The sequence below is a fragment of the Streptomyces sp. NPDC048002 genome (genome assembly GCF_040653275.1).
Lineage (GTDB): Bacteria > Actinomycetota > Actinomycetes > Streptomycetales > Streptomycetaceae > Streptomyces.
On the sequence record NZ_JBEZNL010000007.1, the window covers coordinates 159,364 to 178,837 of the forward strand.

Consider the following 19,474-nt stretch of genomic DNA (forward strand, 5'->3'; position numbering starts at 1 on the left):
TCAGTTCCTCAGAGCCGGCAGGGGGAGTTCCAGGAGGACCTCCGTGCCGCGCGTGTGGTGGCCCCGCCCCATGCGGATGCGGGCGCCGACCGACGCGGCACGTTCGACCATGCCGACCAGTCCGAAGTGGCCTGTGCTGCGGAGCTGTTCAAGGGTGGTGTCCGGGGGGATGCCCGGACCGTCGTCGTGGACGCTGATGCGCAGCAGGTTCCCGTGGACCCCCGCCCGCACCTCCACCGTGGTGGGGGTGGCGTGGCGGTGGGCGTTCTCCATGGCCTCGGCGGCGATGGAGAGCACCTCCACCGCCATGGGCGGCGGGACGGCCGCGGGGGCGCTGCCGGTGGGGTGGTAGGTCGTGGGGATGCCCGTGCGGGTGGTGAAGTCCCTTGTCTGGGACCTGAGGGCGGTCAGTACGTCGGTGGTCCCCTCGGGCGGGGTGGCCGACCTGAGGTCGGTCAGGAGGGTGCGGGACTCCCGCGCCGCCTGGCGGGTGGCCCTCGCCACCAGTTCCGCCTGCTCCTTGACGAGGGCGGGGTTCAGCGGGGTCCTGGACGCCGTCGCTGCGAGGCCGTCCGCGGCGAGGGCGACGCCGTGCAGGGTCTTGCCCACCGAGTCGTGCATCTCCCGTGCCAGACGCGCCCGTTCGGCGTGGACTGCCTCCGTGGCCGCCAGCCGGGCCCTGGTGACGGTCAGGGCCTGGGTCGCCTCGCCGAAGCGCAGCATGAGGTTGCGCAGTGCGGAGCCGGCCGCGCCCGTGATCACGCAGAAGCCGGGGAGCAGCAGCTTCTCCGCGAGGCCCGTGCCGGCGTCGGCCGTGGTGGCGTAGACGAGGAGGAGTATCAGCGACTGGAGGCTGGCGAAGAGGGCGGCGGCCCGGTAGCCGTAGGCGATGCCGGCCAGGAGCGGGGTGCACACGCTGACGTACGCGAGCGTGGTGTCCGGGCCCGCCGACACCAGCAGCAGGGCGCCGAAGAGGGTGTCCGCCAGCAGGAGGGTGGGGTGGCGCAGGAGGAGGGGGCCGAAGCGCTCCCAGTCCCGGAAGAGGGCGTAGCTCGCCATGAAGGTGACGATGGCGGCGGCGCCGACCAGGCGGGCGCCCAGGCCGGGGGCGGCGTTGAGGAGGGCGGCGGGGGCGGAGAGGGCCAGCATGGCGAGGCGGAAGGCGAAGACCATGCGGGTGGCTGCTTGCAGCGCGTTGATCTGGAGAGGGATCGTGGCCGTGGTGGCCGTAGAGGGCGTGGTGGCCGCAGTGGCCGCCGGAACGGCGGTGGTCGCCACCTCGTCCGGAGCCCATGGCTCCCGTACCGGCTCCACCGGCGGGCGCGGCTCCCCCAGCCCCCGCGGCTCGTTCAGCGCCGGCGCCGTCGGTGAGGGCGGTGGCGTCAGGCTGTGCCGCCTCGCCCTCGCGCCCCTGACTCCCGTGACCATCCCCATGCCCATCGCTCCGCTCCCCCTACTCCCCCGTGATGGAACCGAAGTCGGTGCCGGAGCCCAGGAGCAGGCCCGCGCCGAGCAGGATCATCGTGGCCGGGACCATGAAGGTCGTGATCATCATCGTGGCCTTGGGCACGGCCCTGGCCGCCTTCCGGCGGGCGTTCTGGGCGTCCGTACGGCGCATGTCCTTCGCCAGGGCGACCAGCGTCTCCACGATCGGGGCGCCCAGTTCCTCGCCCTGCTGGAGTGCCGTCACGAACATCGCCACCTGTTCGGAGTCGTTGCGGCGGCGCAGTTCCGCGAACGCCTGGCGGCGGCTCATGCCGAGGTCCATCTGGCGCAGGGTGATGCGGAGTTCGTCGGCCCAGGGGCCCTCGTAGCGCGTGGCCACCCGGTCCAGGGCCTGGCGGAAGCCGAGGCCCGCGCTGACCACGACCGCCAGGACGTCCAGGAAGTCCGGCAGGGTGCGTTCGATGACGTCCTTGCGGATGCGGATCGCCGACCAGATGCCGACCTCCGTCCAGAACGCGCCGAAGGCCAGGAGGATCAGGGTCACCACGAACTGGCCGCGCATCAGGAAGACCAGGCTGCCCACGAGGCCCAGGAAGCCGTAGACGGCGCGGCGGGCGGCGTAGCGGTCGATGGTGAGGCCGCCGGGGTTGCCCGCGAGGTCGATGCGGCGACGGTACTTGGCGACCTGTTTGGGGCCCATCAGGCGCAGTACGGCGGGGGCGTACCGCATGCCCATGCGGTCGACCAGGGAGTCCACGGCGCCGGTGCGGGTGGCGCCGACCTCCAGGGCCAGTTGCAGGTCCCCGGGGAGTTTGACGTCCGCGCGGTACATGCGGATGCCCGCGAAGACTCCCCAGACGCCCACGCCCATCAGCAGGGCCAGCAGCAGTGCCATGTCAGCGCCTCTCAGACGTCGATCCGGGACAGGCGCCGGATCAGGACGAAGCCGATCACGTACAGCACGAACGCCACGAGGACCGCGGCCTGGCCCGCCGGGGAGCCGGTCATGCGGTCCAGGGCGCCGTCCTTCACGCCGTTCATCAGGAACAGGGAGCCGATGCCGAGGGCGGGGACGGCGTAGGCCGTCATGGTCACCTGGGAGAGCTGGGTGCGGATCTCGCGCCGGGTCTCCTTGCGCTCCTCCAGCGTCTCGGTCAGGTTGCGCAGGGCGCTGACCACCTGGCCGCCCGCCTTGTTCGACAGGACCAGGGTGGTGACGAGGACGACCAGTTCGCGGGAGGGGAGCCGCTCGGCGAGTTCGCCCAGGGCGTCGTCCATCGAGGCGCCGAGGGCCAACTGGTTGGCGACCTTGCCCAGTTCCTCTCCGGCCGGGGCCTCCAGCTCCTCGGCGGCCATGCCGATGGCGGTGCGCAGGGCGAGGCCGGCCTGGGTGGCGTTGGCCAGGATGCGGGCCAGTTCGGGGAGTTGGCCGATGAAGCGCTCGATGCGCTTCTGGCGCTGCCAGGTGAGGAACTGAAGTGCCGCCCAGATCCCGAGGAGGCCGGCGATCGGGCCGAAGAAGGGGGCGAGGGTGGCCTGGCCGACCAGGAACAGGCCGGCCACCGCGGCGAGCATGTAGACGAAGAACTCGCCGGGGGTGAGGTCCAGTCCGGTCGCGGCCAGCCGGAGTTCCAGCTTGCGGCCCGCCTTCGTACGGCGCAGGCGGCGGTCGAGGCTGCCGAAGCGGCGGGCCCGGCCCGGGGAGGTGATCTGTCCCGTGGCGGACAGGCGTTCCACCAGTGCCTGGCGCTGGGCCCGGCCGGCGGAGTAGGCGTGCAGGCCGGCCACCGCGAGCCCGAGGGTCAGTACGGTGATGCCGGTGGTCAGGGTGATCAGCTGCTCAAATTCCATCGGTCGCCGCCTACCTGGCCGCTCGGAGGGCCAACTGCTCCCGGTGCTGGGCCACTCCGAACGCCTGCGGTACCGGCTGGTTGGCCATGTAGAGCCGGTCCGCGGTGCGGCGCGGCAGCGGGAAGTACTCGAAGGTGCCGTACACCCGGCCGTCCGCCGCCATGGGCCGGGCGTTGAAGCGGGCGACCGTGGCGAGCCGGTACGGTTCGCCGCCGTGGCTGTCCAGGACGGCGATCTCGGTGATGCGGCGGACGCCGTCGGCGAAGCGGGTGAGCTGGACGATGACGTCGACGGCACTGTTGATCTGGTCGTGCAGGGCCTCGAAGGGGACCTCGACGTCGGACATGGAGGCGAGGGTCTTCAGCCGCATCAGGGCGTCCTCGGTGCTGTTGGCGTGGACGGTGGCGAGGGAGCCGTCGTGGCCGGTGGACATCGCCTGGAGCATGTCCAGGGACTCGCCGCCGCGGACCTCTCCGACGACGATGCGGTCGGGGCGCATCCGCAGGGAGTTGCGGACCAGGTCGCGGATGGTGATCCGGCCCTGGCCCTCGACGTTCGGGGGGCGGGACTCCAGCCGGATCACATGGCCCTGCTGGAGCTGGAGTTCGGCGGAGTCCTCGATGGTGATGATCCGCTCCACCTCGGGGATCAGCCCGGAGAGCGCGTTGAGCAGGGTCGTCTTGCCGGTGCCGGTGGCGCCCGAGACGATGATGTTGAACTTCGCCTGCACCAGGCCGGCCAGCAGATACACCATGGGTTCGTCGAGCGAGCCCATGCCGATCATCTCGTGCAGCGTGAAGGAGCGGGGGAAGCGGCGGATCGTGAGGGTGGCGCCGGTCAGCGAGAGCGGCGGGATGATCACGTTGACCCGTTCGCCCGAGGGCAGGCGGGCGTCGACCATCGGGTTGGACTCGTCCACGCGGCGGTTGACCGTGGAGACGATCCGCTCGATGGTCTGCATCAGCTGCTCGTGGGAGGCGAAGCGGACCGGCAACTGCTCGACGCGGCCGCCCCGTTCCACGAAGATCGCGTCGGGTCCGTTCACCATGATCTCGGTGATCGACGCGTCCTCCAGCAGGGGTTCCAGGATGCCGAGACCGAGGGCCTCGTCGACCACTCTGCGGATCAGTTGCGCGCGTTCGACCGTCGACAGCACCGGGCCCTCGCGGCTGATGATGTGGCCGAGGACGCGTTCGAGCCGGGCCCGGCGCTCGGCCGCGGCCAGTGAACTCATCTCGGCGAGGTCGATCTCCTCCAGGAGCTTCGCCCGGTAGGAGGCGACCAGACTGCCGTCCTCGCCCCTGCTTCCGTTCTCCTCGGGGGAGTTGATGCGTGCCCGCAGGCTCATGGCTCTCGGTGCTCCTCAGTGGTCGAGCGGCATGGTGGCGGACTTGGTGGCGTCGCCGAAGTCCCAGCCGGGGACCACGGACGGGATGACGACGGTCGCGGTGACCCGTACCTCGTCGCCGAGCCCGGCGCTGGTGCAGCCGGTCCCGTCGGCGAGCCAGCCGCTCACCGCGGCCTGGCAGTCCGCGGCGAAGGGCCCGTCGAGGGAGGCGCTGCGCGCTCCGGCGCGGGCCGCGGTGCCGGCCTGCTGGGCGGTGTAGGCGATCAGGCCGATCTGTACGGCAGCCAGGGCGACGAGGACCAGTACGGGGATGAACCCGAGGTATTCCAGGGCCACCTGGCCGCGGTCGCGCCGGCTCCCGGCTGGGGCGCGTCGGCTCCCGGCACCGGCCCACCGGATCCCGGCACGGGCGCGTCGTCCAAGGTCGTACGGCATCTCAGCCCGTCGCCTCCTCTACGGCTCCCGCGTGGCCCTCCACGGTGAAGGGGAAGCCGATCGAACCGGGAAAGAGGACCGGCACCTTCAGCCGTACCTCGGCCGTCACGTAGCCGCCCCCGGTCGCGCAGTTCACTTCGGCGCCGCCTTCCCACGCACCCGGCAGTTTGTCCATCCCGGCGGCCTGGCATGCGCCCTGGCGTGCCCCGGGTTCGGCCGCGGTGGCCGCGCGCACGGCCTCGTCGGCGGCGTTGCCGGCGAGCGTGAAGGTGTAGCCGAGCAGCGCGCACTGCCACAGCAGCACCAGCGTCAGGATGATCAGCGGGGTCATGCCGAGGAACTCGATGGTGACCTGGCCCCGGTCACGGCCCCGGTCACGGCCCAGGTCACGGCCCCGATCACGGCCCCGGTCACGGCCCCTGCCGGTGCCCAGGTCACCGCCCCGGCCGCCCCGTCGGGCACCGCCCGCGTTCCCGTCCCTGAGGAACACGCCCACCCCTACCCCCCGATCTCCTTGCGGCGCCGGAAGCCCACCGCGGACCGTCCGGCCCTGCGGTCGACGGCCGTGGCCTTGACCAGTCCCAGCTCCCCGGCGAGCGTCCACAGCGCCTGCTTGACGGTGCTCCGGGCGTCGAGTTCGTGGAGCCGGCCGGCGTCCACCGCCGCCTGGAGTTCCTTGAAGTTGGCCGGGACGACGGTGCCGGCGATCCCGGTGCCGGTGATCCGCTGGATCAGCGAGGGCTGGATCTCGGTGCCGCGGGTGTGCCGGTTGACGACGACCGTGGTCTCCTCCGCCTTGCGGATCTGGAGCCGGTCCCACATGCGCACGGCCCGTTTGGCGCCCCGGACGGCGACCACGTCGGGGGTGGTGACCAGCAGGGCGGTGTCGGCCATCTCCACGGCCGCCGCTCCGGCGCCGCTGAGCTGGGCGCCGCAGTCGACGACGACGACCTCGTAGCGGGAGCGCAGGGCGCCGACGATCTGCCGGGCCGCGCGGTCGGTGACCTCCTCGCCGCGTTCGCCGTCGCCGGGGGCGAGCAGCAGGGCGAGGCCGGTGTCGTGGCGGAAGACGGCGTCGGCCAGGACGCGGGGGGTGATGTCGGTGATGGCGGCCAGGTCGACGACCGAGCGGCGGAACTGGACGTCCAGGCAGGAGGCGATGTCGCCGGTCTGGAGGTCCATGTCGAGCAGGGCGGTGGGGCGTCCGGACGCCTGGGTGGCGAGGGCGAGCTGGATGGCGGTGAGGGTGGTCCCGACGCCGCCCTTGGCGCCGCTGACCGTGACGACGGTGCCGCCGACGCCGGTGAACACCTCCAGGGCGCCGCCCAGATGGCGTCGTACGCCCGCCGACCAGGCGGCGACGGCCTGGACCCGGACGGCGAGCTCCTCGTAGCCGAGGGGCAGGGTCACCAGGCCGCGCGCGCCGTAGTCCATGGCGGCCTGGAAGAGGCCGGGCGAGGCGTCGGAGGTGACGAGGACGACGCCGACCGCGGGGAAGCGCAGGGCGACCTCGCGGATGAGTTCCAGGGCGGGGACGGGGCCGATGCGCTCGTGGACGATCACGACCTCGGGCAGTTCGTCGACGGACTCGGCGGCCAGCCGGGCGAGGGTGTCGACGAGCTGGGTGGAGTCGGTCACCGGGGCGACCGGCTCGGCGTCCGGGAGCTGGCTGAGCAGGGTCGTGACCGCACGGACCGCGTCCGCGTCGCCGACCGCCGGGAGGATCCTCGTGGGCATGCGGGCCTCTCACCTGTCCTTAGCGAGTTCGTACGTCCGGTCCGACTCGGGGACCGTGGTGTCGCTGCCGGGTGCCACCAGCGCGAGCCGGACCCGCTGGGCGAACGACTCGGCGTACGTGAGGCGCTGGGCGTCGAGGGTGGAGAGCGCGAAGGTGATCGGGACGGCGTCGGTGGGCTGCCGGCCGCGGTCGTCGGAGTCGGGCTGGAGCGGGGTCAGGTCGCCGACGTCGAGGACCTTGGCGTTGGTGACGATGATCTTGGACTGGGCGGGCCGGCCCTCCCGCTCGCCCTCGAAGGTGGCGTAGACGTTCACGGTGGAGTTCGGCGTGATCTTGCCGGCCACCCCGGTCGCCGCGTCGATCATGATGGCGACCTCCTGCTGTCCGGGGCGCAGTTCGGGCTGGGCCACGATCATGTCGCTCTGGAGCAGGGAGCCCTTCTTCAGGGGCGTCACCGCGATCCTGCCCTCGACGTCCCGCAGGTCGGTCACCGCGTTGTCGGAGAGCCACCGCTCGGGCATCGAGATCTTCTCGAACTGGGCGGCGCCGAGCGGCTCGTAGGGCTCCACGTCCGTCTTCAGCCGGTAGGCGGTGACCTCGGGTCCGACCTTGGACTCGGCGTCGTTGATGACGGACAGCACGCCGGCGAAGGCGCCGAGGGCGCAGACGACCGACAGGATCAGGAGTATCACGCCGCGGCGCTGACGGGAGTTCATGAACCGTGCAACCTCATTGGGGGAATCGGTCGGGATCGGTCGGATGCGGCTCGCGGGGCCGGTCAGCCCGCGCGGGTCTCCGGTACGGGCGGGGTCGCCGAGCAGAACACACAGCGGTCACCGATGACGTCGATGCCGCACCAGTGGCAGGCGCTCTGCCGTACCGAGGTGACGAGTTGGTACAGCACGGACAGGTCGGACAGGTAGGCGCAGAACTCGATCAGCCGTCCGGTCCCCCACCACTGGGCCGACTCGGCGGGCAGCGGCGCCTCGCGCAGGCCCTGGACGCTCCAGGACTTGGCCAGGGTGTCGGTGACCCAGTCGGACTGGAGCTGCCCCTTGGCCACGACCATGCGGGTGCCGAACTCCGGGCCGGTCAGGGCGGCTTCGGAGCCGATCCGGACGAGCTGCGGTTCGGGGTGGGCGAGGACGCCGAAGTGGCTGCCGGGGACCCAGGACTTGGCGTGGGACTTCAGACCGACCGGGACGCGGTCGAGCTTGGCGACGGAGCCGAGGAGGGCCCCGGCGTGGATGTAGTGGGTGAGCAGCCGGCCCGCCGAGGCGAGGACGCCGGGGCTGAGGTCGCAGGAGGCGAGCTGGCGCAGCTGGCGGGCGAGGACGGCGAGTCCGAGCGGGGGCAGTCCGGGCCGGAAGAGGGCGATGCGGTCGCTCTCCATGAGGGAGCGCAGGGTGTGCAGCCGGCGTTCCACGGCGGGGTCGAGGGTGTCCGAGCAGACGACGATGAGGTGGCCGTGCTGTTCGAGGACCGTCTGGAGTGCGGCCAGGGACCGTTCGAGGGGCTGCCGGTCGAGGCCCTGGAGCACGACGGCGGGCACGGTCCGCTCGTCCTGTGGCGGCAGCGCCAGGTCGGCACTGGTCACGGCGATGGCAGTTGGCACGCGCAGCTCCCCACTCCCCATGCCCGCCGGCCCGACCGGCGTCACTCCGGTACACCCGGTCGACTTCACTGAGTGACTACCTGAGCACTGTATCCACGGGTACGTGACCGGAGAACAGCGTTTCTGTAGCTATGAGGGAACCGATGTTTCACAAGGTGCGCCAAATCGGGGCAGGTTGAGCATCTCGGCGGCATCTCTTGACAGCGGGATTGGTCTGGACCAACTTATTTGACATGTCCATACGCATGCCCTTCCCCCGTCGCATGTCCCCGCGCGGCCGATCGACCCGTCTGTGGACGGGCGCCGTCGCCCTGGCGCTCGGCCTCTCCCTCGCGGGCACCGGCCAGGCCTCCGCCGCCGACGTCAACAACGCCCGCAACGCCGGCTTCGAGTCCGGCCTGACCAACTGGACCTGCTCCGCGAGCAGCGGCGCGACCGTCTCCTCGCCGGTGCACGGCGGCACGGCCGCGCTGAAGGCCACGCCGGCCGGCCAGGACAACGCCCGCTGCACCCAGTCCGTCGCGGTGCAGCCCAACTCCAGGTACACGCTGAGCGCCTGGGTGCAGGGCGGGTACGCCTACCTGGGCGTGACCGGCACCGGCACCACGGACGTGTCGACCTGGACGCCCGACTCAGGCAGCTGGAAGCAGCTGACCACCACCTTCACCACCGGCTCCGCGACCCGCTCGGTCACGGTGTACACGCACGGCTGGTACGGCACGGCCGCCTACTACGCCGACGACGTCTCGGTGTTCGGCCCGGACGGCGGCGGTGGCACCGACCCGGTCCCGACCGTGCCCGGCGCCCCGGCCGGACTGACGGTGTCGGGACGGACCTCGTCCTCGGTCTCCCTGGCCTGGAACACGGTCTCGGGGGCGACCGGCTACCACGTCTACCGGGACGGCACGAAGGTCACGGCGGTGACCGGGACCTCGGCGACGGTGACCGGGCTCGCGGCCTCCACCTCGTACTCCTTCCAGGTCACGGCGGCCAACTCGGCCGGTGAGTCGCCGAAGTCGGCGGCCGTGACCGGTACCACCACGACCGCCCCGACCGGTCCGGCGCTGCCCAAGCACGCGGTGACCGGCTACTGGCAGAACTTCAACAACGGCGCCGCCGTGCAGAAGCTGTCGGACGTCCAGGCGCAGTACGACATCATCGCCGTCGCCTTCGCCGACGCGACCGGGACGCCGGGCGCGGTCACCTTCAACCTGGACTCGGCCGGGCTCGGCGGGTACACCGTCGAGCAGTTCAAGGCGGACGTCAGGGCGAAGCAGGCCGCGGGCAAGAAGGTCATCATCTCGGTCGGCGGGGAGAAGGGCACGGTGTCGGTGAACGACTCCGCCTCGGCCGCGAACTTCGCCAACTCGGTCTACGCGGTGATGCAGGAGTACGGCTTCGACGGTGTCGACATCGACCTGGAGAACGGGCTCAACGCCACCTACATGACGCAGGCCCTGCGGTCGCTGTCGGCGAAGGCCGGCTCGTCGATGATCCTCACGATGGCCCCGCAGACCATCGACATGCAGTCGACGTCGAACTCCTACTTCCAGACCGCGCTGAACGTGAAGGACATCCTCACGGTCGTCAACATGCAGTACTACAACAGCGGTTCGATGCTCGGCTGCGACGGCAGGGTCTACAGCCAGGGCTCGGTCGACTTCCTGACCGCGCTCGCCTGCATCCAGTTGGAGGGCGGCCTGGCCCCGTCCCAGGTGGGCCTCGGCCTGCCGGCCTCGACCCGGGGCGCGGGCAGCGGGTACGTCGCCCCGAGCGTCGTGAACAACGCCCTCGACTGCCTGACGAAGGGGACCAACTGCGGTTCCTTCAAGCCGTCGAAGACCTATCCGGACCTGCGTGGCGCGATGACCTGGTCCACCAACTGGGACGCCACGGCGGGCAACGCCTGGTCCAACGCGGTGGGACCGCACGTCCACGCCCTGCCGTAGCGACCGCCACCCCCCTGGCCGTGGTCGGAGACGTCAGAAGAACTCCGACCACGGCTGGTCCCAGACCTGCTTCACGCACAGCACCAGGAAGAGCAGGCCCGCCAGCGCGAGCATGGTGTTGCTGAGCACGCCGTTGCGCCACTGGGCCGGTGTGCGGGAGGAGTTGAGCAGGCAGAGCAGGGTGCCGGCGAGGAAGGGCAGGAAGGCCGCGCCGAGCACGCCGTAGATGATGATCAGACGGAACGGCTGGCCCTGGAAGAGCAGGACGATCGGCGGGAAGGTCAGCCACAGCAGATAGAGGCGGAACGGCAGGCCGCGTTCCCGGGATCCGGCGGCGATCTCCTCGCCGCGTCCGCCCTCGCCGCCGCGGTAGCGCTCGACGAAGTCGGCGAACATCAGGCTCACCCCGTGCCAGACGCCGATCAGCGAGGTGAACGAGGCGGCGAAGAAGCCGATCAGGAAGAACTTCGCGGTCGCCGTGCCGTACCGGTCCGCCAGGATGTCGCTCAGCTGGAGCAGTCCCTTGTCGCCACCGGCGAGGGCGATGCCGGCCGAGTGCAGCAGCTCGGCGCCGACGAAGAGCATCGCCACGACGAAGACGCCGGTGGTGGCGTAGGCGACGCGGTTGTCGAACCGCATCACCTTCATCCAGCCGGTGTTCGTCCAGCCCTTGGCGTTGACCCAGTACCCGTACGCGGCCAGCGTGATGGTGCCGCCGACCCCGCCGATCAGGCCGAGGGTGTTGAGCACCGAGTCCTTCTCGTCGGGGAGCACCGGCAGCAGGCCCGCGAAGGCGTCACCGAGGTTCGGGGTCACCCGGACGGCCAGGTACACGGTCACCACGAACATGACGCCGACCAGGACCGTCATCACCTTCTCGAAGACGGCGTAGCGGTTGAACCAGACGAAGACCAGGCCCACCAGGCCGCAGGCCACGCCCCACCATTCGAGGTCCATCACATCGGGGAACAGCGCCTGGAGCGGCAGCGCGCTCGACGACATCGCCGCGGCGCCGTAGACGAAGCCCCAGATCACGACGTACCCGACGAAGAACCAGGTGGTCCAGCGGCCGAGGCTCGCCCAGCCGTCGAAGAGGGTGCGGCCGGTGGACAGGTGCCAGCGGCCGGCCGCCTCCGCCAGGGAGATCTTCACCAGACAGCCGATGACCGCCGCCCACAGCAGGGTGTAGCCGAAGCTGCTGCCCGCGATCAGCGTGGCCACCAGGTCACCGGCGCCGACGCCGGTCGCGGCGACCACGATGCCGGGGCCGATGTACTTCCAACTCGATTTACGGGGAGGGGAGTCGTCCGCGTGGGCGTGTGTGGTCCGAGTGTTTCCCGAGTCGTCCGCCATGCAGATCAAGAAACCGCAGCCCGCCGGAGCCGACAAGAGGGCTCGTCGGAGTTCACAGAACCCGCCCGCCGGGCCCCACTTCTGTTCGGAGCTCTTAGCCCGCGCGGAGGGTACGGGCCCCCGGGGGCGCGCCGGTGCCCGTGGCTCGCGCACTCCGCCCGTACAGTCGCGGCGCACGCGCGGGGAACGGTTCGCGCCATCGCGACCGTTTTCGCTCTTGACCGGGTCATGCCAGGCGCGGACGATGAGCGCCACCCGCACCAGCACGTCGCTGAACCACCCCCCGCTCCACTCCCCACCTTCCGGAGATCCCGGAATTCCTGGAGACACAAGGAGAATTCATGCGACTTCGCATCCGAGGTTCGGGCGCCCGCGGCGGCAAACGCACCGCCGCGCTCGCCACCCTCGTCGTCCTGGCCCTCGCGGCACCCCTCTCCGCGAGCGTCACGGCCAGCGCCGACAGCGGCACCCGGGCCGCGCCCTCGGCCGACGACATCCGTCAGTACGAGATCCACACCCACTCCAGCGCCAAGGACCGCACCGCGATCCAGCGCGCGGGCGTCAGCGTGGACGAGGTCGACGACCACGGCCTGGTGGTCTCCGGCCGCGCCGACCAGATCCGCAAACTGCGCCAACAGGGTTACGAGGTAACACCGTTGGCGGCGGTCCCGGACCGGTCGAGCAGCGCCGACGACATCCGGCTGCTGGACTTCCCGTCGGCCGACTCGCGGTACCACAACTACGCGGAGATGACGAGCGAGATCAACTCGATCGTCTCGGCCAACCCGTCCATCGCCAGCACCCGGGTGATCGGCACCTCGTACCAGGGCCGGAACATCACCGCCATCAAGATCAGCGACAACGTGGCGACGGACGAGTCCGAGCCCGAGGTGCTGTTCACCCACCACCAGCACGCCCGCGAGCACCTCACCGTCGAGATGGCGCTGTACCTGCTGCGCGAGCTGACCTCCGACTACGGCACGGACTCCCGGGTGACCGGGCTGGTCAACAGCCGCGAGATCTGGATCGTGCCGGACATCAACCCGGACGGCGGCGAGTACGACATCGCGACCGGCTCGTACCGCTCGTGGCGCAAGAACCGGCAGCCCAACTCCGGTTCCTCGTACGTCGGTACCGACCTCAACCGCAACTGGAACTACCGCTGGGGCTGCTGCGGCGGCTCCTCCGGGTCCACCTCGTCGGAGACCTACCGGGGTACGGCGGCGGAGTCGGCGCCCGAGGTGCGGGTGGTGGCGAACTTCGTCCGCAGCCGGGTCGTCGGGGGCGTGCAGCAGATCAAGGCGGGCATCGACTTCCACACCTACAGCGAACTGGTGCTGTGGCCCTTCGGGTACACCTACTCGGACACCACGACCGGGATGACGGCCGACGACCGCAACGCCTTCGCCACCGTCGGCGGGAAGATGGCGGCCAGCAACGGCTACACCCCGGAGCAGTCCAGCGACCTGTACATCACCGACGGTTCGATCGACGACTACCTCTGGGGCGCCCACAAGATCTTCGGGTACACCTTCGAGATGTACCCGAGGTCGAGCTCCGGGGGCGGGTTCTACCCGCCCGACGAGGTGATCGAGCGGGAGACCTCGCGCAACCGGGACGCCGTCCTGCAACTGCTGGAGAACGCCGACTGCATGTACCGGTCGATCGGGAAGGAAGCCCAGTACTGCTAGCCCGGTACCGCTAGTCGGACTCCTCGAAGTAGGCGTCCAGCACGGCGTCGAGCTGTGACTCCCACTCGCTGAAGCGGCTCCTGGCCGCCGCCTCGATCTCGATCGGGTACCAACGGCGGTCAGGAGTGTGCACGGTGACAGTGAACCGCTTGCCGAAGCGGGCGGTCTCCGTCTCCACCGCGCCGATCTCGTCCCAGCGGAACTCGCACTCCTGGTCGTCCAGGACGAGCCGGACACCGGCCCGGTCGGCGACGATCCGCGCCCGGCGGTCGGCCGCCTCGAAGACCGGCCCGTCGGCGGCGTCCCCGGCGTCGTCATCGGCACCGGCGCCCTCGGCGTCCTCCGCCGACTCACCGTCCGCCTCGGCCACTTCGACCACTTCGGCCGCGTCCGCCGCGTCCGCGGTGACCTCCTCGGCCGCTTCCGACGGGGACTCCGGCCGGTCCTCCGTGTCCTCCGGCTCCGAATCCCTCGGCTCCGTCTCCTTGGACACGGGCGAGGTGAGCCCGGGCACGAAGGCCGGGTCGAATCCGGCGCCCTCCAGGGGCTGGCTGCTCGAACCTATGCGCTGCTCCACAGCGGGCAGTATGGTCGACGATCCTGTGTCGCACACAGCCAGCCCCTGCATCGTTATACGAATCTGGCTGGACGACGACGCTCAGCGCCGCCGCCACCCCGAAACCGGCCACCGGCCACCGGCCACCGGCAGCACGCTGTCTCCAGGACGGTCCCGGTCGAGGAGGAAGGGGCGTCAGCCGAGTACGGCCAGCGCGTCGATCTCGACCAGCAGCCCGGCGGGGAGGCCGACGTAGACCGTCGTGCGCGCGGCGGGCGGGGCCGTGAGTTCCTGCGCCTCGAAGTAGGCGTTGTAGATCTCGTTCATCTCGGCGAAGTGGGCCACGTCCGTGAGGTAGACGCGGATCATCATCACGTCGTCCCAGGAGGCGCCGCCCTCCTCCAGGATCGCCTTGACGTTGGCGAGGGTCTGGAGGGTCTGCTCGCGCAGGGTGGGGCCGGCCGGGGTGGGCGGCCTGCCCTCCTCGGCGGGCAGGAAGCCGACCTGCCCGGCGACCTGGAGGATGTTGCCCTTCCGCACACCGTGCGAGAACTTCGCGGGCGGGGTGGTGTGGGTGCTGGGCGTGAGGGCGGTCTTGTCCGTCATACGGGCTCTTTCGTCGGTGTCTTGCCGGAGTACTCGCCGCTGATGTCGTCCGCGGTGCGGCGGACCAGCGGCAGCAGGGTGAGGAGTTCGTCCGCGGTGACGACGACGTTCGGCGCGGAGACCGACATCGCCGCGACGACCCGGCCGTCGGCACCGCGGATCGGTGCGGCGACGCAGTTGATGGACTCCTCGTGGCCGCCGAGGTCGGTGGCCCAGCCCTGTTCGCGCACCTTTTCCAACTCCCGCAGGAAGGCGGGGGCGTTGGGTGTCGAACGGGACGTGTACAGGGGGTAGTCGAGCTTCTCCGCGAAGGCCCGGCGCTCCGCCTCGGTGACGTCGGCGAGCAGCAGCTTGGCGACGGCGGCGACGGTGATGGCGACGGGCTTGCCGATCCGCGAGTACATCCGCACCGGGTAGCGGCTCTCGACCTTGTCGATGTAGAGGACCTCGTCCTCCTCGCGGACGGCGAGGTGGACGGTGTGGCCGCAGGTCTCGTTGAGGCGGGCCAGGTGGGGGTGGGCGATCTCGCGGATGTCGAGGTTCTCCATCGCCTCCTGGGCCAGGGCGATGAGCCGGGCGCCCAGCCGGTAGCGCTGGTCGGACTGGCGGTAGACCATGCCGTGTTCGTGCAGGGTGCGCAGCAGCCTGAGCGCGGTGGACTTGTGCACTCCGAGCCGGTCGGCGACCTGCCCGAGGTCGGCGGGCCCCTCGGCGAGCAGCGGCAGGATGCTGAGCGCACGGTCGACGGTCTGGCTCATGGGGTGGGTACCTCCTCCTCGGCCCGCTGTTCGGCCTGTGTCCAGCCGGGGCCGAGTCGAAGTCTCCCCCACGCGTCCTCGGAGAGGGCGGTGAGCCGGTCGGTGGTGTCGCGGGCGGGGGGTGCGGCGAGGTCGCCGGGGGTGGTGAGGGCGGCGGCGGCCCAGAGGTGGCCGTGCCGGGCGCGGTCGCGCAGCGGGAGGGCGCGGAGGGTGGCGGAGAGGAATCCGGCGGCGAAGGCGTCCCCGGCGCCGGTGGTCGCGACCACGTCGACCCGCAGGCCGGGCTGGTGGAGGGCGGTGTCGCGGGGGGCGGTGTCGCGGAGGGCGGTGTCGCGGGGGGCGGTGTCGCGGTGGGCGGTGTCGCGGTGGGCGGTGTCGTGGTGGAACACGGTGACGCCGGCGGCGCCCTCCTTCACCACCAGCAGCGCGGGTTCCGGGAGCAGCGCCCGGATCGCCGCGGGGCCGCCGGTGACGCCCCAGGCATGCTGCGCCTCGTCCTCGCCGACGAAGACGAGGTCGGCGCGCCGGGCGAGGTCGAGCAGGACCCGCGGGTCGGTGCCGTCGCCCCACAGGCCGGGCCGGTGATTGACGTCGAAGGAGATCAGCGGGCGGTCCGCGCGGGGGGCGGTCAGTTCGCGCAGCAGGTCCAGGCAGCTCCCGGAGAGGGCGGCGGTGATGCCGGAGAGGTGCAGGACGCGTCCGGCCCGTGCCGCCGCCAGGTCCACGCCACGCGGCGACATCGCCGAGGCGGCCGAACCCGCGCGGTAGTAGGCCACCTCGTGCGCGTCCGTGCCGCGGTCCCCGGCGGTGCGGAAGTAGACGCCGGTCGGCCGCTCCGGGTCCCGGCGGACCGCCGACACGTCGACCCCGTACGCGCCGACGGCCGCCACCAGGTGGTCGCCGAAGCCGTCGGCGCCGACCCGGCTGACCCAGCGGGCGGGGTGTCCGGCCGCGGCCAGCGCGCAGACCACGTTGGACTCGGCGCCGCCGATCGACCGGTCGAAGGACGGCACGTCGGCGAGGCGTCCGGGCCGGGTGGGCAGGAACGCGACCATGGACTCGCCGAGCGCGACGACGTCGACCGGTCCGGCAGCGCCGTCCACGCCGGGGGCGTCAGGGGTGTCGCGGTGTCCTGTCCTGGTCACGATCGTCGTAGCTCCCCAACCTTGTGTTCGTGTTGGCCGAGATGTTAGACAGCAAGAAGCGCTATACGCAATGGGCGTTGCAGCAATCGCAACGCTACTGATCAGGGAGGTCTCATGGCCGCTGAAGCCCTCGCCCGACTGGCCGAGGAACGCGTCGACCACCGTTTCAAGGGCCTCCCGCCGGACGCCGTGGGCCGCACGGTCGGTGAACTGGCCGCCGAGCGGCGCAACCTCTTCACCGGCGGCTTCTCCACCCCCGTACTGGCGCTGTCCGCCGAGCGCCTGGAGCACAACCTGCGACTGATGGAGACGTACGCCGAGCGCCACGGCCTCGCCTTCGCCCCGCACGGCAAGACCTCCATGGCCCCCCAGCTCTTCCAGCGGCAGATCGAGCACGGCGCCTGGGGCATCACCCTCGCGGTGCCGCACCAGGTCTGGGTGGCCCGGGAGTTCGGCGTGCGGCGGATCTTCCTCGCCAACGAGCTGGTGGACGCGGCGTCCCTCGTCCGGCTCGCCGCGGAACTCGCCGCCGACCCGGCCTTCCGTTTCGTCTGCTACGTCGACTCCGTGCGCGGCGTGGAGCTGATGGACGCGGCGCTCCGGGGCGCCGCCCGTCCCGTGGACGTGGTCGTGGAGCTGGCCGCGGGTGACGGCGCTCGGACCGGGGTGCGCACCGAGGCCGAGTGCGCGGCGGTCGCCGACGCCGTGGCCGCCACCGGCACCCTGCGCCTGGTCGGCGTCGCCGGGTACGAGGGCGAGGTGCCGCAGGCCACGGCGGAACGGGTGGGCGCCTGGCTGCGCCGGATGACGGCGCTGGCCGTCGAGTTCGACAAGGCGGGCCGCTTCGCCGACGCCGAGGAGATCGTGGTCAGCGCGGGCGGCAGCGCCTGGTTCGACACCGTGGCCGAGGTGTTCGCGGAGATCCCCGGGCTCTCCCGCCCGGTGCTGAAGCTGCTGCGCTCGGGGGCCTACGTCTCGCACGACGACGGCCACTACCGCCGGCTGACCCCCTTCAACCGGGTCCCCGAGGAGGGCGCGCTGGAGCCCGCGTTCCGGCTGTGGGCCCAGGTGGTCTCCCGGCCCTCCCCGGACCAGGCCTTCCTCAACGCCGGCAAGCGGGACGCCGCCTACGACCTCGACCTGCCGCTCGCCCAGGTGGTGCGCCGGGACGGCGTGGAGCGCGCGGCGACCGGGATCGAGGTGACGGGCCTGTCCGACCAGCACACCTGGCTGCGCACCGGCCCGGAGGCGGACCTGGAGGTCGGCGACTGGGTGGGGCTCGGCCTCTCCCATCCGTGCACCTCCTTCGACAAGTGGCAGCTGATCCCGGTCGCCGAGGCGGACGGCACGGTCGTCGACTGCGTCCGTACGTTCTTCTAGGAGGCCCGCGGTGGAGGACCTGGTCATCCGGGACGCGGAGGTGGTGGACGGCTCCGGCGCCGACTCCTACCGCGCCGACGGGGTCGTCGACGACGGCCGGATCGTCTCGATCGTGCGGGAGGCCGCGGCGGCCGGCTGCCAACGGCCGCGCGCGACAAGGGAACTGGACGCCGAGGGCCTGGTCCTCGCGCCCGGCTTCATCGACATGCACGCGCACAGCGACCTGGCGCTGCTGCGCGACCCGGACCACAGCGCGAAGGCCGCGCAGGGCGTGACGCTCGAAGTGCTCGGCCAGGACGGGCTGTCGTACGCGCCGGTCGACGACCGGACGCTCGCCGAGGTGCGCCGCGCGATCACCGGCTGGAACGGCGACGGCGACGACATCGACTTCGACTGGCGTTCGGTGGGCGAGTACCTGGACCGCCTGGACCGCGGTACGGCCGTCAACGCCGCCTACCTCATCCCGCAGGGCACGGTCCGCGCGCTCGTGGTCGGCTGGGAGGACCGCGAGGCGACCCCCGCGGAGCTGGACCGGATGCGGCGACTGGTCGCCGAGGGCCTGGAGCAGGGCGCGGTCGGCATGTCCTCGGGGCTGACGTACACCCCGGGCATGTACGCCAAGGACGCCGAACTCACCGAGCTGTGCCGGGTGGTGGCGCGGTACGACGGCTACTACTGCCCGCACCACCGCTCCTACGGCGCGGGCGCGCTGGAGGCGTACGCGGAGATGGTCGCGCTGACCCGGGAGGCGGGCTGCGCGCTCCATCTGGCGCACGCCACCATGAACTTCGGGGTGAACGAGGGCCGCGCGCCGCTGCTGCTGGACCTGCTGGACGGGGCACTGGCGGCCGGGGCGGACATCAGCCTCGACACCTACCCGTACACACCGGGCTGCACGACGCTCGCCGCGCTGCTGCCGAGCTGGGCGAGCGAGGGCGGACCGGAGGTGGTGCTGGCGCGGCTGCGGGACGAGGGGAGCGCCGAGCGGATCCGGCACCACATGGAGACCGTCGGCTCGGACGGCTGCCACGGGGTGCCGGTGGAGTGGGACACGATCGAGATCTCGGGGGTGGGCCGGCCGGAGCTGGGCGGGTACGTCGGCGAGCGGGTGGACGGCTGGGCGACCGCCCGGCGGCTGCTGCTGGCGGACGAGCTGGGCACGACGATCCTCCAGCACGTCGGCCACGAGGAGAACGTCCGGGCGATCATGCGCCACCGCGTCCACACCGGCGGCTCCGACGGCATCCTCCAGGGCACGAAGCCGCACCCGCGGGCCTACGGCACCTTCCCGGAGTACCTCGGCCGGTACGTGCGGGAGCTGGGGGTGCTGTCGCTGGAGGAGTGCGTGGCGCATCTGACCTCGCGCCCGGCGGCCCGGCTGCGGCTGCCGGACCGGGGCCTGGTCCGCGAGGGGTACCGGGCGGACCTGGTCCTGTTCGACCCGCGGACGGTCGCCGCCGGCTCGACGTACGACAACCCCCGGCGGCTGCCCACGGGCATCCCGCACGTCCTGGTCGACGGCCGGTTCGTGATCGAGGACGGGCGCCGGACGGACGTCCTGGCGGGGCGGGCGGTCCGCAGGACGCCCGCCCCGTGACGACGG

At 71.7% G+C, this 19,474-nt stretch carries 18 protein-coding genes; 4 read left to right on the forward strand and 14 right to left on the reverse strand.

Annotated elements, in window-relative coordinates; translation table 11 throughout:
• The 9 genes from AB0E07_RS12750 to AB0E07_RS12790 all read right to left on the reverse strand — a co-directional run bounded on the left by AB0E07_RS12750 (nt 1) and on the right by AB0E07_RS12790 (nt 8,454).
• The gene (locus AB0E07_RS12750; RefSeq protein WP_362249668.1) at nt 1-1,173 is read right to left on the reverse strand and encodes a histidine kinase; all 1,173 of its coding nucleotides are present in this window, start codon (nt 1,171-1,173) and stop codon (nt 1-3) included.
• Nucleotides 1,174-1,453: 280 nt separating this feature from the next.
• Nucleotides 1,454-2,341 (reverse strand): DUF5936 domain-containing protein, encoded by an 888-nt coding sequence (locus tag AB0E07_RS12755; RefSeq protein WP_362249467.1) that lies wholly within the window; start codon nt 2,339-2,341, stop codon nt 1,454-1,456.
• Between the two features lie 11 nt (nt 2,342-2,352).
• Nucleotides 2,353-3,297 carry a type II secretion system F family protein gene (locus tag AB0E07_RS12760; protein ID WP_362249469.1) on the reverse strand — a complete coding sequence of 315 codons (945 nt, stop codon included), beginning with the start codon at nt 3,295-3,297 and terminating at the stop codon, nt 2,353-2,355.
• 10 nt (nt 3,298-3,307) lie between these two features.
• A complete protein-coding gene (locus tag AB0E07_RS12765; RefSeq protein WP_362249472.1) occupies nt 3,308-4,645 on the reverse strand; it encodes a CpaF family protein in 1,338 nt (445 codons plus the stop codon).
• 15 nt (nt 4,646-4,660) lie between these two features.
• The gene (locus AB0E07_RS12770; protein WP_362249475.1) at nt 4,661-5,080 is read right to left on the reverse strand and encodes a TadE/TadG family type IV pilus assembly protein; all 420 of its coding nucleotides are present in this window, start codon (nt 5,078-5,080) and stop codon (nt 4,661-4,663) included.
• Between the two features lies 1 nt (nt 5,081).
• Complete coding sequence (locus tag AB0E07_RS12775; protein ID WP_362249670.1) at nt 5,082-5,411, reverse strand: pilus assembly protein; 330 nt, start codon at nt 5,409-5,411, stop codon at nt 5,082-5,084.
• A 167-nt stretch (nt 5,412-5,578) separates the two neighbouring features.
• The gene (locus AB0E07_RS12780; RefSeq protein WP_362249477.1) at nt 5,579-6,817 is read right to left on the reverse strand and encodes a P-loop NTPase; all 1,239 of its coding nucleotides are present in this window, start codon (nt 6,815-6,817) and stop codon (nt 5,579-5,581) included.
• A gap of 9 nt (nt 6,818-6,826) precedes the next feature.
• Nucleotides 6,827-7,534 (reverse strand): Flp pilus assembly protein CpaB, encoded by a 708-nt coding sequence (gene cpaB / locus AB0E07_RS12785; protein ID WP_362249480.1) that lies wholly within the window; start codon nt 7,532-7,534, stop codon nt 6,827-6,829.
• A gap of 62 nt (nt 7,535-7,596) precedes the next feature.
• Complete coding sequence (locus AB0E07_RS12790) at nt 7,597-8,454, reverse strand: hypothetical protein (protein ID WP_362249673.1); 858 nt, start codon at nt 8,452-8,454, stop codon at nt 7,597-7,599.
• 242 nt (nt 8,455-8,696) lie between these two features.
• Here AB0E07_RS12790 and AB0E07_RS12795 point away from each other — a divergent pair, with 242 nt between their 5' ends.
• The gene (locus AB0E07_RS12795; protein ID WP_362249676.1) at nt 8,697-10,382 is read left to right on the forward strand and encodes a glycoside hydrolase family 18 protein; all 1,686 of its coding nucleotides are present in this window, start codon (nt 8,697-8,699) and stop codon (nt 10,380-10,382) included.
• A 33-nt stretch (nt 10,383-10,415) separates the two neighbouring features.
• Here the strand turns inward: AB0E07_RS12795 and AB0E07_RS12800 are convergent, their stop codons facing one another.
• Nucleotides 10,416-11,735: an Nramp family divalent metal transporter gene (locus tag AB0E07_RS12800; RefSeq protein ID WP_362249483.1), complete on the reverse strand. Its 1,320-nt coding sequence runs from the start codon at nt 11,733-11,735 to the stop codon at nt 10,416-10,418.
• A gap of 341 nt (nt 11,736-12,076) precedes the next feature.
• On the opposite strand from AB0E07_RS12800, the gene AB0E07_RS12805 reads away from it, so the two are divergent.
• On the forward strand, nt 12,077-13,426 hold the full coding sequence (locus AB0E07_RS12805) for a M14 family metallopeptidase (RefSeq protein ID WP_362249486.1): 1,350 nt from the start codon (nt 12,077-12,079) through the stop codon (nt 13,424-13,426).
• A gap of 10 nt (nt 13,427-13,436) precedes the next feature.
• Here AB0E07_RS12805 and AB0E07_RS12810 read toward each other — a convergent pair whose 3' ends face one another.
• The 4 genes from AB0E07_RS12810 to AB0E07_RS12825 form a co-directional block, all read right to left on the reverse strand.
• Entirely contained in the window at nt 13,437-14,003 is a 567-nt protein-coding gene (locus tag AB0E07_RS12810; RefSeq protein ID WP_362249489.1) for a hypothetical protein, read from the reverse strand.
• 174 nt (nt 14,004-14,177) lie between these two features.
• Nucleotides 14,178-14,588, reverse strand: coding sequence for a RidA family protein (locus tag AB0E07_RS12815; protein WP_362249492.1), 411 nt, complete (start codon nt 14,586-14,588; stop codon nt 14,178-14,180).
• The gene (locus AB0E07_RS12820; RefSeq protein ID WP_362249494.1) at nt 14,585-15,346 is read right to left on the reverse strand and encodes an IclR family transcriptional regulator; all 762 of its coding nucleotides are present in this window, start codon (nt 15,344-15,346) and stop codon (nt 14,585-14,587) included. The genes AB0E07_RS12815 and AB0E07_RS12820 overlap by 4 nt, the downstream gene beginning before the upstream one ends.
• Nucleotides 15,343-16,449, reverse strand: a complete 1,107-nt coding sequence (locus AB0E07_RS12825; RefSeq protein WP_362249679.1) for a sugar kinase — start codon at nt 16,447-16,449, stop codon at nt 15,343-15,345. The genes AB0E07_RS12820 and AB0E07_RS12825 overlap by 4 nt, the downstream gene beginning before the upstream one ends.
• A gap of 156 nt (nt 16,450-16,605) precedes the next feature.
• On the opposite strand from AB0E07_RS12825, the gene AB0E07_RS12830 reads away from it, so the two are divergent.
• Nucleotides 16,606-17,871 carry an amino acid deaminase gene (locus tag AB0E07_RS12830; RefSeq protein WP_362249497.1) on the forward strand — a complete coding sequence of 422 codons (1,266 nt, stop codon included), beginning with the start codon at nt 16,606-16,608 and terminating at the stop codon, nt 17,869-17,871.
• A gap of 10 nt (nt 17,872-17,881) precedes the next feature.
• Nucleotides 17,882-19,468: a D-aminoacylase gene (locus tag AB0E07_RS12835; RefSeq protein ID WP_362249499.1), complete on the forward strand. Its 1,587-nt coding sequence runs from the start codon at nt 17,882-17,884 to the stop codon at nt 19,466-19,468.
• The last annotated feature ends 6 nt before the right edge of the window (nt 19,469-19,474 follow it).

Bases quoted from the DNA above. Each gene is read 5' to 3' on its own strand.
- AB0E07_RS12805 (WP_362249486.1), top strand. From the start codon at position 12,077: ATGCGACTTCGCATCCGAGGTTCGGGCGCCCGCGGCGGCAAACGCACC.
- AB0E07_RS12795 (WP_362249676.1), top strand. From the start codon at position 8,697: ATGTCCCCGCGCGGCCGATCGACCCGTCTGTGGACGGGCGCCGTCGCC.
- AB0E07_RS12800 (WP_362249483.1), bottom strand. From the start codon at position 11,735: ATGGCGGACGACTCGGGAAACACTCGGACCACACACGCCCACGCGGAC.
- AB0E07_RS12830 (WP_362249497.1), top strand. From the start codon at position 16,606: ATGGCCGCTGAAGCCCTCGCCCGACTGGCCGAGGAACGCGTCGACCAC.
- AB0E07_RS12790 (WP_362249673.1), bottom strand. From the start codon at position 8,454: ATGGGGAGTGGGGAGCTGCGCGTGCCAACTGCCATCGCCGTGACCAGT.
- AB0E07_RS12750 (WP_362249668.1), bottom strand. From the start codon at position 1,173: ATGGTCTTCGCCTTCCGCCTCGCCATGCTGGCCCTCTCCGCCCCCGCC.
- AB0E07_RS12760 (WP_362249469.1), bottom strand. From the start codon at position 3,297: ATGGAATTTGAGCAGCTGATCACCCTGACCACCGGCATCACCGTACTG.
- AB0E07_RS12780 (WP_362249477.1), bottom strand. From the start codon at position 6,817: ATGCCCACGAGGATCCTCCCGGCGGTCGGCGACGCGGACGCGGTCCGT.
- AB0E07_RS12770 (WP_362249475.1), bottom strand. From the start codon at position 5,080: ATGCCGTACGACCTTGGACGACGCGCCCGTGCCGGGATCCGGTGGGCC.
- AB0E07_RS12775 (WP_362249670.1), bottom strand. From the start codon at position 5,411: ATGACCCCGCTGATCATCCTGACGCTGGTGCTGCTGTGGCAGTGCGCG.
- AB0E07_RS12755 (WP_362249467.1), bottom strand. From the start codon at position 2,341: ATGGCACTGCTGCTGGCCCTGCTGATGGGCGTGGGCGTCTGGGGAGTC.
- AB0E07_RS12765 (WP_362249472.1), bottom strand. From the start codon at position 4,645: ATGAGCCTGCGGGCACGCATCAACTCCCCCGAGGAGAACGGAAGCAGG.
- cpaB (WP_362249480.1), bottom strand. From the start codon at position 7,534: ATGAACTCCCGTCAGCGCCGCGGCGTGATACTCCTGATCCTGTCGGTC.
- AB0E07_RS12820 (WP_362249494.1), bottom strand. From the start codon at position 15,346: ATGAGCCAGACCGTCGACCGTGCGCTCAGCATCCTGCCGCTGCTCGCC.
- AB0E07_RS12815 (WP_362249492.1), bottom strand. From the start codon at position 14,588: ATGACGGACAAGACCGCCCTCACGCCCAGCACCCACACCACCCCGCCC.